7 protein-coding genes and 1 pseudogene are annotated in these 15,906 nt (G+C 34.9%); 2 read left to right on the top strand and 6 right to left on the bottom strand.

Translation table 11 applies throughout. The features are described 5' to 3' along the window. Positions 1-371: 371 nt before the first annotated feature. A complete protein-coding gene (locus tag BU804_RS07890; RefSeq protein ID WP_075883646.1) occupies positions 372-593 on the bottom strand; it encodes a hypothetical protein in 222 nt (73 codons plus the stop codon). Positions 594-754: 161 nt separating this feature from the next. Here BU804_RS07890 and BU804_RS07885 point away from each other — a divergent pair, with 161 nt between their 5' ends. After that, entirely contained in the window at positions 755-1,102 is a 348-nt protein-coding gene (locus BU804_RS07885) for a hypothetical protein (protein WP_075883645.1), read from the top strand. Between the two features lie 735 nt (positions 1,103-1,837). Here the strand turns inward: BU804_RS07885 and BU804_RS07880 are convergent. Continuing rightward, entirely contained in the window at positions 1,838-2,104 is a 267-nt protein-coding gene (locus tag BU804_RS07880) for a transposase (protein ID WP_075883644.1), read from the bottom strand. Positions 2,105-2,414: 310 nt separating this feature from the next. Here BU804_RS07880 and BU804_RS07875 point away from each other — a divergent pair, with 310 nt between their 5' ends. Then, complete coding sequence (locus BU804_RS07875) at positions 2,415-5,798, top strand: CHAT domain-containing tetratricopeptide repeat protein (protein ID WP_075883643.1); 3,384 nt, start codon at positions 2,415-2,417, stop codon at positions 5,796-5,798. Between the two features lie 957 nt (positions 5,799-6,755). Here BU804_RS07875 and BU804_RS07870 read toward each other — a convergent pair. The 4 genes and pseudogenes from BU804_RS07870 to BU804_RS07855 all read right to left on the bottom strand — a co-directional run bounded on the left by BU804_RS07870 (position 6,756) and on the right by BU804_RS07855 (position 15,428). After that, positions 6,756-8,111: a hypothetical protein gene (locus tag BU804_RS07870; RefSeq protein ID WP_075883642.1), complete on the bottom strand. Its 1,356-nt coding sequence runs from the start codon at positions 8,109-8,111 to the stop codon at positions 6,756-6,758. A 76-nt stretch (positions 8,112-8,187) separates the two neighbouring features. After that, positions 8,188-11,274, bottom strand: coding sequence for a CHAT domain-containing protein (locus BU804_RS07865; RefSeq protein WP_075883641.1), 3,087 nt, complete (start codon positions 11,272-11,274; stop codon positions 8,188-8,190). A gap of 88 nt (positions 11,275-11,362) precedes the next feature. Beyond that, a pseudogene (locus tag BU804_RS07860) lies at positions 11,363-11,929 on the bottom strand (hypothetical protein); the annotation flags it as partial. 88 nt (positions 11,930-12,017) lie between these two features. Then, positions 12,018-15,428, bottom strand: a complete 3,411-nt coding sequence (locus tag BU804_RS07855) for a CHAT domain-containing protein (protein WP_075883639.1) — start codon at positions 15,426-15,428, stop codon at positions 12,018-12,020. Positions 15,429-15,906 lie beyond the last annotated feature (478 nt).

Raw genomic sequence — 15,906 nt, 5'->3', positions numbered from 1 at the left:
ACGTTCTCTCTGTATATCCAAGACCCTTCTAGTTTCGTTAGAGTTGTTGTGATAAAAAAGAGATTTTCTAGCAAACAGGCATAATAGCTGCTACTTGCATTCAAATATTTGAAATAAGATTTTAAAGATAGGTTTTTTTATGCAAAAATTATTTTTAAATTTCACAAAAGTCAAAACAGGAAAAGAAAATAGACAAATAAGAACAAGTAAAACTTCACAGCTTTTTACCTTATAATATTCTGCTTAAATAACTTGTATTTTTCTTTCCATTCTATTAATTGTAGGGGGATATAAATAACCTCTTTTGTTTTTGGTTTAGCAACCTAATCTTAAATGACTCTCTATATTGACCTGATTGCGGGTTATTTCTTCTAACACCTTTGACAAGTCATCATATGGATTTGACTAATTAATTCTTCCATTTCTGGTGAAAAGGCATAAAACGAAAACAAAAGTTTTTTATAATTCAGCAACTTTTTGATAACTTCGGCATCGACACCAAACGTTTTTTCTCTTGTTGTGAGTTGTTCTGATTGATCTAGGCTTAAATAAATAGTGCGGCAGTCTTCTAGAATTAACGCGCATGCATGCATTTTAGCTAATCCAATCTTTCGAAAGCTGAGCTACTTTTAAAATCCTCGTTTTCGTTCAATTTCAAGATATGCAAAAGCTATTGAATGCGAAAATATTAAAAAAATTGCTTTAATAAATTTTGATTGTTATTATTTAAAGTATTTAAATAGAGGAAGCTACTATGGGTCCTGGGAATCCGTCTATACTACACATTACCGTTCCTGCTTGGGCAGCTGCTGGATACATTTATGGTAAAGTTACAAACGTTTCTCCAAAAATGTGTGCCCTCATTTTTGCCGTTTCTAAAATTGCTGATGTGTCGCTTTCAATATGTCATGCTCTTTTTAGTTATAAAACAGGTTTTAGCGCGAGAATTTCTATTAATCGTGCTTATGCATTTACAAGTTTGATTGTAAATACAATCACTATTATTGCCATGTATCGTTTAAAACTTATTGCTCAAACTAGTGTTGCCATATTTGCAGGATTATCTGTTTTATATTTTATAGGTAACTATAACTTTCGTTGAAAATCGGTGCTGAATTTGTTAATTCATAAACAGTACTAAAGTCATTAGGCTTTTCTGTTCGTTCTTGTATCCATTTTAATACTTGTTGTGAGTGAAATTGAAATAATAGAGGAAGCATTTAACGAAATTATTTTGTAATAATCACCTGCAGTATTACATTACGACTAAATTCAGACGTCAAGTTTTGCATATAAATAGCTAAAATAGATTAACCTGCTCCAAGTATGCAATCCGATCATAAACTCATACTTTTATTGATTTTTATCATTTCTTGAAAAAAATATTCGCTAGCGAATTCCATTGGAGTCGAATACCTAAGCGAGCTCTGTAGCCGCTCTTCATCGTATTCAATCCTCCAAGCTTCAATGGTTTCTTGTGCCTTCTATAAGTCTAAAAATAAACTTTGATTTAAACATTTGGCAAACTTCTTTTTAACTTTTCTTTTTAAACCTAATAACTCTTCGACGTATAGACGTTAAACTTTTTTCGATAAATCATAAATATGATTTACCGACCATTTCTCTCTTTTAAGAAGAGCAGCGATTCTTCTATAGCCAAAGCTTTTATGCTTTAAAGAAATCTAAAAAATATCCCCTTTTAAGACTTTGTTTTCTCGAGCATGACTTTTATCACGCATGGTCGATCATGCCACTTTGATGAGCTCACAACCTCTTCTTTCGCTTATCTCAAAATGTCCTTTTAGATAACTGAGCGTTTTCCTTTGCGCTTGTGAGCCTACCATTTTTTTGAGACAACGTCCTTAAAGGCTCGCTTGTCTAACAGCCCTTCTGCAAGCATCGTTTTCAGCTTTGTATTTTCTTCTTCTAAAGCCCTTAGATACTCGGCTTCCGAAACTATCATACCGCCAAATTTAGCTTTCCATTTATAAAAGGTATTAGGTATCACATTGTGCTTTCGACAAAGCTCTAGAAATTTACACCCAGTTTCCATTTCGCCTAAAATAGGAATAATTTGCTCTTCGGAAAACTGACTTTTACGCATTTCTTTTGCTCCTTAATTAAAATTTTACCCATTTTAATATGGATTAAATTTTTTGGGGGCAGGTCAACCTAACTAACTTATAGTCGGAAAAATGGTCTATAAAAATTTCAGCTAAAATTGTATTTTCAACTATACATATATACTCAATATGATTTTATACATTCTTATCAGTAATAAAATTATTAAGCGTTATTGTTCTTAAATTTCTCTATTCTAAAATAAAATTTTACTTTAGTCGTTTATAGCTTGATTATTTATCTTCATGAAATAAAAATATTTTTAACATTTTATTTTTTTAAGGTATTGAGCTATGCACGTAGAGTCAGTTAAATTTAGCACTCCCTACTATCTTCATTATCCCCTTCTGCCCACACTATCCCTATTAGATCATGTAAAAGGTTTAATTGAGGCCTATAAAACAAAATTCACTACAGAAAAGAACATAATCATCAGTGCCAAATTGCTCCTCGAAGAGATCAACCAATTAGAAGATATATGTGTCCAGCGTGAATGTTTATGTCGCCTGCTAAAATTAGAGATAGAAGAGATCCAAAATTTAATAGTAGAGAAGGTAATGCTTGTTTTCGATTTTGCAACATTTTTGTACGATATTCAGCATGATCAAGCTCAACAATTAATTCATTTAGAAGAAATCGTCAGTGAAATCATGGAAGTAAAATTAAAATCAAATGAACTTAATTTGATCATTCCTATCTGCTCGATCTATCAAAGTATCCTAGAGCATCTGTGGTTGCTTCCCCATCTCGAATTTGGCAATCACTGTGCTAACCTCCTTATTCAAAATAAAAACGCCATTCTAAGCAAGATGGAGCGCTGGAAAGACAGTCTTGATCAATTAGCTAGCGATAAGAGAATTAGTCGTTTTATTCCAAAAAATTTAGAGAAGGCCGTTTTAAGGCTTTTTGAGCCCTTACCTGAAGCTGATGCAAAAGAAATTGAGGAGCAAAAATCTGTCATTCATAAACGCGGAGAAATGACTTCAAGGATTTTAGAAATCATGATGAAAGTTTGCAGCGACCAAGGAGATTTCCCTCGCGCCATTTTCCATGCAAAAGTTTTTTTAAAACTTTTAAGACAGGGACTTTTAGAAATGTTTCAAAAGGAAGAAATACTTGTTAGAATCATGCAAATTTATGAATTCCTTGCATTCTGGAATCAACTGCTTAAACAATATCAAAAAGCTATTCCTTATAGCGAAAAAGCACTGAGAATAGCGGAAGCATTAGGCGATTCTTATAAAATATCCATTTATTCAAAAGATATAGGCTCCCTTCACGTGAAACAAGGACAAGATGATTACGCACTTCCTTTTTATAAGAAAGCTCAAACTATCGCCAAAACGCTACAAGATCTTAAAAGTAAAAGTCAGATTCTTACTGATCTTGCAGGCGCTTATCTTGAGATCAATAAAAATGATGAGGCGTTTTCATGTTTTCAAGCTGCATTGAGTTTGACAGAAAATAATGCTGAAAAAACCTGGATTTACACCGGGATCGGACGCGCTTATGCTAATGCCCAGCAGTACAAGGAAGCTAAAAAGGCTTATTACAAGGCACTTGAATTTTTTCCCCAAAGCGACTTGTTTCTCGCAATAAAAATTCATGAAAACTTAGCCGCCTTATTTAATGATTTTGGCCGATATAAAAAAGCTATTCCTCAGGCTGAAAAAATCTTAGAGTTAATCCAACATCCGTCAATTCAAGAAGAGAATTTAGAAGCACTTAATAGTAAGCTAAGAGCATTAACAATTCTTGGAAGCATCAATGGTACGTTTGGAGATTATCCAAGAGAACTTGATTATCAAAAGCAAGCTTTAGAGATCAATGAGAAACCAAACTTCTTTTCACAAGATTTAGAAATAGCATATAGCAATCTTGGTAATGCATATTGCCATAAGAAAAATTATTCTGAAGGCAAAAAATATTATAAAAAAGCATTAGAAGTAACAGAAGAAACCCTAATACGAGCTAGAATTTTAGTAAATTTGGGACATGCTTCTTATTCCCTTGGTAGTTTTCCTAAGGCACTTGAGCGGTATGAAAAAGCCAATAAGATTGGTAATCCAAATGTAAAAAAAGACAGCTTTAATGGCTTAGGTCTATGCTATGATGCTATGGGAAACAAAGAACAGGCGATTCAAAACTTTGAAAATTTTATTTGTTTATCTCAACAGTCAGAAGATCGCCTCAACGAAGTGGCAGGGTATCATAACTTAGCCGAATTATATGCAAAGTTTGATCTTAGGTTAGCAGAAGAGAATTATCGCAAAAGCATCGCCGTTTATTCTGCATTACACCAAGAACTTAAAAATCATCACCAGTGGCAGATTACTTTTTTTGAAGAGCAAGCAAAGACACCTTTAAGCCTGGAAAGTTTTCTCTTAAAACAGGGGAAAACTGAGGAAGCCTTGCAAATCACAGATTTTAGACGTTCGCGTGCCTTAGTCTCCGCTCTGACAAAAAAAAATCAGCCTCAAAGGGAAGATTTTTTGTCTTCCGGAGTCACAACCCAAGAAATGCAAGCTTTAGCCCACAAGATGAACACTTGCTTGATTGTTTATTCTTTTGTTTCCAAAAGCACGGACAGCATTACTGCTTGGATTATTCCTTCTCACGGCGAAATTATCTGCCAGCTGCTGCCTCTTGGAATTTTGACAGAAGAGTTTAAAGCAGCAACTTACGTTTTTCAAACATTTCCTTTTATTGCTAAGGCAAGAACTATTAAAACATCATTGTCAGATTTTCTAGAAGGACTAACTCGTGGAGAGCCGGATGAAAATATTCATCTCTCAAATTCGAAAGCTTTTAAAAAGCGCCTTAAGAACTGGTATGAAATACTTATTGCGCCACTTGCAACTTTTCTCCCCAAAGACCCTCAACAAGTCGTCACCATTATTCCCGATGGTTATCTCGCTCAAATACCCTTCGCGGCATTTTTAGACCAAGGTGGAGCTTATTTGATTGAAAAACATCCACTTTCCATTGCTCCTTCCATTGGAATACTCAAACTATTGGACGAAATTCCTAAAGATTTCTCAAAAAATTCTCTCGTTATTGGCAATCCCAATACATCTGAACCCGGACTAAAGTTTGCGGAGGAAGAAGCTCAAACAACTGTCGCTCCTCTGCTTGAAACAGCTCCAGAAAAAATCCTCTTACAAGACAAGGCTACTGTTCAACGTGCTGTAGAAGGAATGCCAGATGCGCGTTGGATTCACCTGGCTTGTCATGGCTCGACAAGCGAAAGCCCTGAAGAAAAACTCGATCCTCATTCCGTTTTCGAAGGGCTTTTCAAGCTTGCTCCCGAACAAGAGAATCCTAATGGCTATCTCCATGCGCAAGAGATTGCGAAGCTTGCTCTTCGAGCAGAGCTGGTTTTTATGAGTGCCTGTTTCTCTGGCAGGGGCAAACTTCACGGGGAAGGAAGTGTCGGCCCTGTCTGGTCCTTTCTTGCCGCCGGAGCGTTGTCAACGGTCGCGACTTATTGGCGTCTGCCAGACACAGAGTTGACGCTTGAAATGGTCAAGACGTTTTATCGCCACCTTTTAGGTATAGAGGTAGAAAAACTCAATAAGGCTCAAGCTTTACAAAAAGCCATGCTAGTGGGCATTGAGCAAGCAAAAGAAAGGCCTGATCGATGGGGAGCTTTTTTCTTGTCAGGATTGTATGAATAATAAGAGTTTTTCAAAGGTCAAAATTAGTTTCTTTAATAATTGATGGCTCTAAATTTGTCAGAGAAGGCTTACAAATTACACTTAGAAAATCGAAAACCGACAGGAAAAGAAAGGGAAAGTCATTGCTATTTCTTATGGATCAAATATTCTCACTTGCCCTGCCAGAACCTTAAAAGATTGGCTTGATTGTTTTAAAATCAGCAAAGGACCATTATTTCGACCGATCAATTGGCATGTTTAAATCATGGATGAAGCTCTAACTTCCAAATTCTTAGCATTGATTATTAAGCGGAACAAAAATTTAGAAAATTAAAAAGATTCATTTTCAGGGCATAGTTTATGAGATGGATTCGCTACAATTTTGCAAACTCTAGTGTTTCATATGACCTTGAAGCAAATAGACCGTAAAAGCTCTGGTACCATTAGAAGTTATATTTGATTAAAAAACACGTGGACGGAAAATGCTGCCACTCCTAAAGTACAGAGCACTTCTTTATAGCTTTGATCTTTTTCACGGCAACAAAAAGTTTTTTCAAATTTCTCTCCCAAGAACACCCCCATATCATTTATCTAAATAAAATTCTCATGCTTTAATGATTAACAAGGTTTTAATCTTTAGTTGTGAAAGGGATAAAATAAAAAACATGAGAAAAATTTAAAAATACTTGATGAAGACGACCAATAAATACTATTGGTAATAATAAATCATTCATAGTTACCCTAGGAAGAGAAAGGAAACGAGATTGTAAGTTTATCAATGTAATAATAATTTTTCATTTTTAGTTCTCTCATCTATTATGATGCGATTTTGTAAGTTGATAACTACTAAAAATTGCTTATAACCAGGTAATTTGAACTTAAAAATTTATCTTTCCAATTTTGCCTTAATCCTTTTGCTTCTTAGAAATAGGTGGTTTCAAGAAGCAAAAGGCAGGATTCTAGGTAAATATTCTTTATTTACTGCTTGTGTAAGCTCTGAATTGAAATAAGTCGATTTAAATAACCTAGTTCTTCTTCATGAAGTTCTTCTAAGACCTTTTCAGCTAAATTCATATTTTCGAGACAGTTTTCTATCTGTTGTTTATCCTTTTTGTACTTCTCAAGGTTTGTTTTTATTATTTGAATATCAATTTCACTTCGCTGATTCTCTTCATTAGCAGCTAGTACTGCTTCGTTGTTTTCAATGGTTTCTTCATACTCTGTATTTTTTTCTTTTAATTTTCTGAAAGTTTCCTGGATTTTACTTTTTTCCAATTTATGATTAGAGGCCATTTGAACCTCATCTAAACTCGGTAAAATGATTTGAATATATTTATCGTGAGTACGATCTTTATCTTTAGCTAATTTTTCTAAACTTTGCATAATCAAAAAGCGTGTGTTCCAATAGCGATCTTCATTTTTTGCTTTGTTTTGAATAAATTTATTCCCTGGTACTTGTTTTAAAGCAAATCCCGATATTTTTGAAACTCTATCAAGATCTTTAAGAATAAAAAGATTAGCGAGACTATTGGCGGCTAATGTTCGGACATGGTCTGAAACTTCAGGATCTTTATTTTTAATCAAATCCACGAAAATGGTGGCTAAACATATAGTATATTCTTTTCCTTTTTCTTGGAAATTTTTGAGCCTTACTTCAATAATATCTTTAAAGTCTGCTTGTTTTTTAATACCTGCAGAAAGCCAGCGTAGTTCTAGAACTGGAGGATACCATTCATAAACCCAATCTTTCTTAGCTTCTTTAAGAAATCCTTTAGAACCTTTTAGAACTCCAAAAAAAGAAGCACCTTCGGCTGATTCTCCAATATTAAGGACATGATCAGAATATCTCTTCAAAGCACTCTTGACAACTTTTAAGCATTTTGTTGCCTGCTCTGCACAACGATATTCAAATCGTGCGCCAATTTCATTTTCTGGTAAAAGAGAGAGCATAGCTGTAGAATTTTCAATCATTGTATTTCTGGTTTTTTTTAAAATCGACAAAGATTTTCGACGAGAATAGTATTGAAAACAGGTGAGCTCTATGAAAATTCGATAAACTTTGCTAAGAGATTTATGTAAAGCTTCAGTTTGTTGAACAATCTCCAAAGAAACGATGTCACTCAATACACAAACAACAGGTAAAACATTCTTTTTAAAAATCGGTTTTTTGTTAATTTCGGCAATTAATAATTTGAGACCTTCTTGGTAAAGGCTACTTGCTTCTTGTTTTGCCTTCTTATAGTCAAACTGTCCCTCTGTTAAGCAACTTTTAATTCTATAGGCGTCTTCTGTTACGGACGTAAGAGTAATATTAAGACTAGTACTATTCATCATAAAAACCTCTCTTTTTAATAAAATCTTTGTTTAAAAATTTTCCAATTTTAAGCAAATTAGCTTAAAATTTTTTTATTTATTTATATAGTCCTGATAAGAAAAAAGCTCCCCATCGATCAGGCCTTTCGCGTGCTTTTTCAATGCCCACTAGCATGGCTTTTTGTAAGGCTTGAGCCTTATTGAGTTTTTCCATCTCTATACCTAAAAGGTGGCGATAAAACGTCTCGACCATTTGAATGGTTAGATCGCTATCTGGCAGGCGCCAATAAGTCGCGACCGTTGACAAAGCACCTGCGGCAAGAAAGGACCAGACGGGACCAACGCTTCCTTCCCTGTGAAGCTTGCCTCTACCAGAGAAACAAGCACTCATAAAAACTAGCTCTGTACGAAGAATCAGCGACGCAATCTCTTGCGCATGGAGATAGCCATTAGGATTCTCTTGTTCGGGAGCAAGCTTGAAAAGCCCTTCAAAAACGGAATGGGGATCGAGCTTTTCTTCTGGTTTTGCACCTGTTGACCCATGACAGGCAAGATGAATCCAGCGAGCATCCCGCATCCCCTCTAAAATGCGCTGGGCTGTGGCGCTGTCTTGTAAAAGAATTTTTTCCCGAGTTGTTTTAAGCAGAGGAGCGACAATGGTTTGAGCTTCTTTTTCCGCAAATGGTAACGTATCTTCTATATGAGGTGTCGTAGGATTGCCAATGACGAGAGAATTTTCTGAGAAATCTTTAGGAATTTCGTCCAATAATTTGAGTATTCCAATAGAAGGAGCAATGGAAAGTGGATGTTTTTCGATTAAATAGGTTCCCTCTTTATCTAAAAAAGCAGCGAAGGGAATTTGAGAGAGAAATCCGTCGGGAATAATGGTGACGACTTGCTGGGGATCTTCGGGAAGATAGGATTCAAGTGGAGCAATGAGAGCTTCATACCAGAGAGAAAGGCGTTCTTTAAAAGATTGCAAATTTGAAAGATGCATATTCTTCCCTGGTTCCCCACGAGTTAGCTCCTCTAGGAAAGATGACAATGGTGTTTCAATAGTTCTTGCCTCAGCAATAAAAGGGAATGTTTGAAAAACTTTAGCCGTTCCTTCAAGCTCTTCTGTCAAATTTCCAAGAGGCAACGACTGGCAGATGATTTCGCCCTGAGGAGGAATAACCCAAACAGTGATATTATCTTTACTTTCGGAAACAAAAGAATAAATGATAAAGCATGTGTTCAACTTGTTGGCAAGAGCTTGCATTTCCTGGATTGTGAGTCCGGAAGAAGACAATGAGTTGTCCTTTTGAAATTGAAATTTTTTTGTCAGAGCGGAAACTAAAGCACGTGAGCGTCTAAAATCTGTGGTTTGCAGGGCTTCTTCTATTCTTCCCTGTTCTAGGAGAATGCTCTCTAGTCTTAAAAGTGGGATTGCTTGCTCTTCAAAAAAGGTAATCTGCCCCTGACTATGATTTTTAAGCTCTTGATACAATGAAGCATAAATATTGATGCTTTTTTGATAATTCTCTTCTGCTAGCTTAGGATCAGATTTTCTGTGTAGTTTTCCTAAATTGGTATAACCTATCGCTTCACTGCGGCGATCTTCGGACTTTTGAGATAAACAAATAAAATTTTCAAGGCACTGAATTGCCTTTCTTTTTTTTCCCATAGCAGCGTAGCTTAGGCCTAGTCCATTGAGGCTCTGTTTTTTTATGATTTGATTATCAATTTTATTGGCTTTTTTATAATATCCGATTGCCTCAACAAACCTACCACCGAAGAGAAAAAGAATATTTCCCAAATTTACTAAAATCTTAGCTCGTGTAAGAGGCTCTTTTACTATTTTTAATGCTTTGACATAATACTTTGCGCTTTCAGAATAATTTCCCACATGGCAATACGCATTGCCAAGATTCATATACGCTATTTCTAAGAAGTCTGAAAAGGTATCTAATTTTTCAACCGTCTCTAAAGATTCTAATTTTTCAGCGATTTCTAAAGCTTGTTTTTGATAATCAAGTTCTTTCCCATAATTTCCAATAGTACCATAGATGTTTCCAAGAACTTTTAACGCACTGAAACTACTTTCAAGCGTTTCTAATTCATTTATTTGAACTAACGGATGGTGCGTTAGCTCTAAAATTTTTTCAGCATGGAAAATAGCTGTTCCATATCTGCCAAAATTATTAAATAATCCGGCTAAATTTTCATGAATTTTTATTGCGAGAAGAAAATTGTCTTGTGGAAGAATCTTAAGTGCCTTTTGATATGCTTTTTTACCATGGGAAATAGCCCTTTCATTCTGCCTAACAATTTGATTCCAGTCTGCAAGATTTTCATGAATTTGCATGATGATAATCCGCACTTCTTTTTCTTGAGAGATTTCCGAGGGTTTCTGTATTAAAATTTCTAAAAGAATCCCTGCATGGAAGATAGCGCGAGGAAAATCTCCTTGGTCGCTGCAAACTTTCATCATGATTTCTAAAATCCTTGAAGTCATTTCTCCGCGTTTATGAATGACAGATTTTTGTTCCTCAATTTCTTTTGCAACATCTTCAGGTAAGGGTTCGAAAAACCTTAGGACGGAATTTTCTACGTTTTTTGGGATAAAAAATTCAATTTTTTTCTCATTAGCTAATTGATAGAGGCTTTCTATCCATGGCTGTATCTTGTTTAGAATGGTATCTTTATTTTGTGTAAGTAAATTAAAGCAGTGATTGCCAAACTCGAGATAGGGAAGCAACCAAAGGTGCTCTAAGATGTCTTGATAGACCATGCAGGTAAAAACTATAAAATTAATTTCCTTTGATTTTAATTTTGATTCAATGATTTCCCTGATGATTTCTTCAAGATAGATTAATTGCTGAGCTTGATTATGCTGAATATCATACAAAAATGTTTCAAAATCAAAAAGAGGCATTATCTCTTGTACTATCAAACCTTGTATCTCTTCAACCTCCAATATTAGTAGTCGGCAAAAACATTCCCGCTTAACACCAATATCTTTTAATTGATTGATCTTTTCGATGAGCAATTTGGCATTGATGATTATATTTTCTTCTGTAGTAAATTTTGTTTTATAGGCCTCTATTAAGCCTTTTACCTGATCTAATGTGGATATGATTGGTGAACTTTGGAAAAACAGAGAATTATACGAAATGCTGGATTCAACCGATCTTACATTCATAACTCAACTCATTAGGTAAATAAAATGTTAAAAATATTTTTATTAAAGATAAATAATCAATGTATAATTTGAACAGCAAAATCTACCAAATTTTCTCCTCGTTAGCCAATTGATCAAGGCTGTCTTTCCATCGCTCCATATGGCTTAGAATAGCGACTTTATTTTGGATAAGTAGGTTAGAGCAGTAATTGCTAGATTCAAAATAGGGAAGCGACCATAAATGCTCTAGGATGTTTTAATAGATCATGCAGATAGGAAATAGAAAATTAATTTGGCCTAAATTTAATTTCAATTCGATGATTTCACTAACGATTTCTTCAAGGTGAATTAACTGTTGAGCTTGATCATGCTGAATATCGTACAAAAATGTTCTAAGTTCAAAAAGGGGTGTCGCCTCTTCTACTATCAAATTTTGTATCTCCTCCCTCTCTATTTTTAGCAGACGACATAAGCATTCGCGCTTGATACTAATATCTTCTAATTGATTGATCTTTTCGAGGAACCATTTGGCACTGAGGATTATGTTCTCTTCCGTAACGAATTTTGTATTATAGGCCTCAATTAAACCTTTTATATGATCTAATGTAGATATGTGCGAAGTTTGGGGATAAAGAAGTTGATAAAGAGTGTTGTATTTAACCGAACCTACATTCATAGCTCAACTTCTTAGATTGATAAATTGGTAAAACTATTTTTATAAAAATAAATAAACAAATTATAAATAACCAACAATTTTTAAACGTTTATTCATGTAGTCCTGATAAGAAAAAAGCTCCCCATAGATGAGGCTTGTCTCGTTTTTGCTCAATGCCCACTAGCATAGCTTTTTGCAAAGCTTGGGCTTTGTTGAGCTTTTCCACTTCTATGCCTAAAAGGTGGCGATAAAACGTATCAACCATCTGAAGGGTTAGGTCACTATCCGGCAGTCGCCAATAAGTTGCGACTGTTGACAAAGCACCTGCGGCAAGAAAGGACCAGACGGGACCAACGCTTCCTTCTCTGTGAAGCTTGCCTCTGCCAGAGAAACAGGCACTCATAAAAACCAATTCTGTACGAAGAGTAAGTGGCACAATTTCTTGCGCATGGAGATAGCCTTGAATATGCTCTTCGTCGGGAGCGAGCTTGAAAAGCCCTTCAAAAACGGAATGAGGATCAAGTTTTTCTTCTGGTTTTGCACCTGTTGACCCATGACAGGCAAGATGAATCCAGCGCGCATCCCGCATCCCCTCTAAAACGCGCTGGGCTGTGGCGCTGTCTTGTAAAAGAATTTTTTCCGGAGTTGTTTTAAGCAGAGGAGCGACAATGGTTTGAGCTTCTTTTTCCGCAAATGGTAATGAGTCTTTTGAATGAGGCGTTGCGGGATTACCAATGACGAGAGAATTTTCTGAGAAATCTTTAGGAATTTCATTCAATAATTTGAGTATTTCAATGGAAGGAGCAATGGAAATGGGATGTTTTTCAATCAAATATTTTCCTTCGTTATCTAAAAAAGCAGCGAAGGGAATTTGAGAGAGAAATCCGTCGGGAATAATGGTGACGACTTGCTGGGGATCTTTGGGGAGATAAGATGCAATTGGCGTAATAAGTATTTCATACCAATTCTTAAGGTGCTTTTTAAAAGCTTGCGAATTTGAGGAATGAACATTTTTATCTGATCCCCCACGAGTTAGTTCTTCTAAAAAAGATTCCAGAGGTGTTCCAATAGTTCTTGTCTCAGCAATAAAGGGAAACGTTTTGAAAACTTGCGTTGCTGCTTTAAACTCTTCTGTCAAAATTCCAAGGGGTAGCTGCTGGTAGGTAATTTTGCCCTGAGAAGGGATAATCCATACAGTGATGCTGTCCATGCTTTCGGAAGCAAGAGAATAAACGACCAAGCAAGTATGCAATTTTTGGGCAAGGGCTTGCATGTCTTGAGAATTGAGCGCAGAAGAAAAGAGATAGCTATTCTTTTGAAATTGGAATTTTTTTGTAAGAGATGAAACTAAGGCTCGGGAGCGCCTAAAATCTGTGACCTGCAAAGCTTTTTTAGTTTTAGCTTGTTTTAGGAAAAGATTTTCCAGACTTAAAAGTGGTTGCACTTGCTCTTCAAAAAAAGTAATCTGCCACTGGAGATGATTTTTAAGCTCTTGGTATAAGGCTGCGTAAGCGTCGACGCTTTTCAAATAATCTTCTTTTGCTACCTTAGGATCAAAATTTTTATATATTTGTCCTAAGTTATAATATCCCGCGGCTTCGTTGCGACGACGTTTTAAATCCTGAGATAAGCAAATAGCTTTTTTGATGCTTTGAATTGCTTCCATCTCTTTTCCCAAACTTATATAGCATAGGCCTAGGCCATTGAAGCTGTTAATTTTTATTTCTAATTTATCACTTATTTTAATAGCTTTTTTATAACGTTTAATAGCTTCAACAAACTTATTGCAGCGATAAAGAGAATTTCCCAAATTTATTAAAAGTTTGGCTTGATTAAGGCGATCTTCTGTTATTTCTAATGCTTTAATATAGTAATCTATGCTTTCAGTATTCCTTCCCAAATACGAATATGTAGCCCCCAGATTCATATATGATGAATCTGAATACCTTGAATATTCTGAAGAAGTTGTTAATTTTTCAGCGATTGTTGAAGCTTGTATGTGGTAATCAAGCCCTTTTTTAGGATCTTCAATACTAGTATAGATTTTTCCAAGTATCGTTAAAGCCCACAATTTACTCTCCAATATTTGTATTTCATCTATTTGAACTGACGGATGTAATATTAGCTCTAAAGTTTTTTCTGCATGGTAAATGGCTTTTCCATATCGGTCCAAATGATCAAATAATGTGGCTAAGCTTCTATGAATTTTTATTGCTTCCAAAAAATTGTCTGGTGCAAGGATCTCAAGTGCCTTCTGATAGGATTCCTCAGCTTCTTGGTACCGTTGGGCATTATTTTGAGCGTCTCCTATTTCATTGTAGATGCTTGCTTGTTCTGTTTTCTCTTCAGCCAGACACAATGCAGCTTGATAACATTGAATTGCCTCTTCATTTGTATCAGATGATAAGGAAAGATAAACTTTTGCAAGACTAATAAAAGCTTGTCTTTTCATTTTAGGATTTGTTATATCGCGTGCTATAGTTTCAGCTTTTTTATAACAAAAAAATGCACGAACTTGTTCTTCTTGCATTAAGTAAATTGTGCCTTTAAATATTAAACAAGCAAATATGTGAGAAGGATTATTTAATTCTTTCGCTATCCATAAAGCTTTTTTGCAATGATAAATAGCACTCCGGTACTCCTTAAAAGATTTGTACCAAACTGCGATATTTCCATGAAAAATTCTAACTTTATCAAATAACTCTTTATCTTTGGACATTTCTGGGAATTGCTTTGATAAAATGTTTAAAAGAATTTCTGTGTAGGAGATAGCATTAGGGAAATCACCTTGTTTTCCATAACAATTTCCCATGATTTCTAAGATTGCTAAAGGCAATTCTCCGCTTTTATGAATGACAGTTTTTTGTATCTCCATATCTTTTAAAATAACTTCGGGTAAAGTTTCAAAAAGCCTTAAAACGGATTTCTCTATGCTTTTTGGCATAAAACAATGAATTTTTTCCTCTCTAGCCAATTGATAAAGGCTGTCTTTCCAGCGCTCCATCTTGCTTAGAATGGCGTCTTTATTTTGAATAAGCAGGTCAGCACAATGCTTGCCAACTTCGAGATGAGAAAGTAACCAAAGATGCACTAGTATATCTCGGTAAATCGAGCAGATAGGCATCATAAAATTATATTCGTTGGATTTTAGCTTTGTTTCTATGATTTTGCTGACAATTTCTTCAAGTTGGATTAACTGTTGAGCTTGATCTTGTTGAATACTATACAAAAATGTATGAACACCAAAAAGACATCCTATTTCTGGTATTATTAAATTTTGTATTTCTTCCATCTCTAATTTTAGTAAAAGACATAAACATTCACGCTTAATACTAATATCTTTTAATTGAATTATCTTTTCGAAGACTACTTTTGCACATATGATTATATTTTCTCTCTTAAGAAAACTCTTGTCGTATGTATTAGTTAAATCTTTTACTTGATCTAACAGGGATATTTGTGAACTTTGGAAAATAAGGGGATCATATAAAGTGTTAAACTGAATTGAATTTACATTCATAGCTCACCTTATCAAATAAATTATTAATAACATGTTATTTGTTAAAGAGAAATAGTCAAGCTATTAAATATGGATCGGTTGATTCTAATGAAGAAGATAAACATTTGACCTAATAATATTTAGGCGGGCTTTAAAGTTATGGAAAAGATTTGCTCTGAAATGAAAAGGGCAATGTTAAATTTCCATAAGGTTTTTTCTGTTTCTTTTTATGGAAGAAAGTAATAAAAGTTGGTCTCTCTTTTATTTATTTAATGGAAGTATGAGAAAAAATTTACTTCAAATATTTTTATTTTCCGTTGTTCTTTAACAAAAAAGTATCGAGAGTGGTAAAGAATCAGTAGTAAAAAAAAATCAACCTGAAAACTCTGGTTCTAGTCACCCAGATTTTTCTTTCCATATTCACTGCTTAGGCTATTTTCTTGTTTTGCTATCATAATGTTATTAACCTGAATTTTGGGTTTATGTTTTTGATAATCTC

This window comes from Candidatus Protochlamydia sp. W-9, assembly GCF_001950615.1.
GTDB lineage: Bacteria > Chlamydiota > Chlamydiia > Chlamydiales > Parachlamydiaceae > Protochlamydia > Protochlamydia amoebophila.
The sequence above is the reverse complement of the archived record's forward strand: the minus strand, read 5'-3'. Positions and strand labels throughout refer to the sequence as shown.

Excerpts from the sequence above, each read along its gene's own strand:
- BU804_RS07875 (WP_075883643.1), top strand. The coding sequence starts at position 2,415 with ATGCACGTAGAGTCAGTTAAATTTAGCACTCCCTACTATCTTCATTAT.
- BU804_RS07890 (WP_075883646.1), bottom strand. The coding sequence starts at position 593 with ATGCATGCATGCGCGTTAATTCTAGAAGACTGCCGCACTATTTATTTA.
- BU804_RS07885 (WP_075883645.1), top strand. The coding sequence starts at position 755 with ATGGGTCCTGGGAATCCGTCTATACTACACATTACCGTTCCTGCTTGG.
- BU804_RS07880 (WP_075883644.1), bottom strand. The coding sequence starts at position 2,104 with ATGCGTAAAAGTCAGTTTTCCGAAGAGCAAATTATTCCTATTTTAGGC.
- BU804_RS07870 (WP_075883642.1), bottom strand. The coding sequence starts at position 8,111 with ATGATGAATAGTACTAGTCTTAATATTACTCTTACGTCCGTAACAGAA.
- BU804_RS07865 (WP_075883641.1), bottom strand. The coding sequence starts at position 11,274 with ATGAATGTAAGATCGGTTGAATCCAGCATTTCGTATAATTCTCTGTTT.
- BU804_RS07855 (WP_075883639.1), bottom strand. The coding sequence starts at position 15,428 with ATGAATGTAAATTCAATTCAGTTTAACACTTTATATGATCCCCTTATT.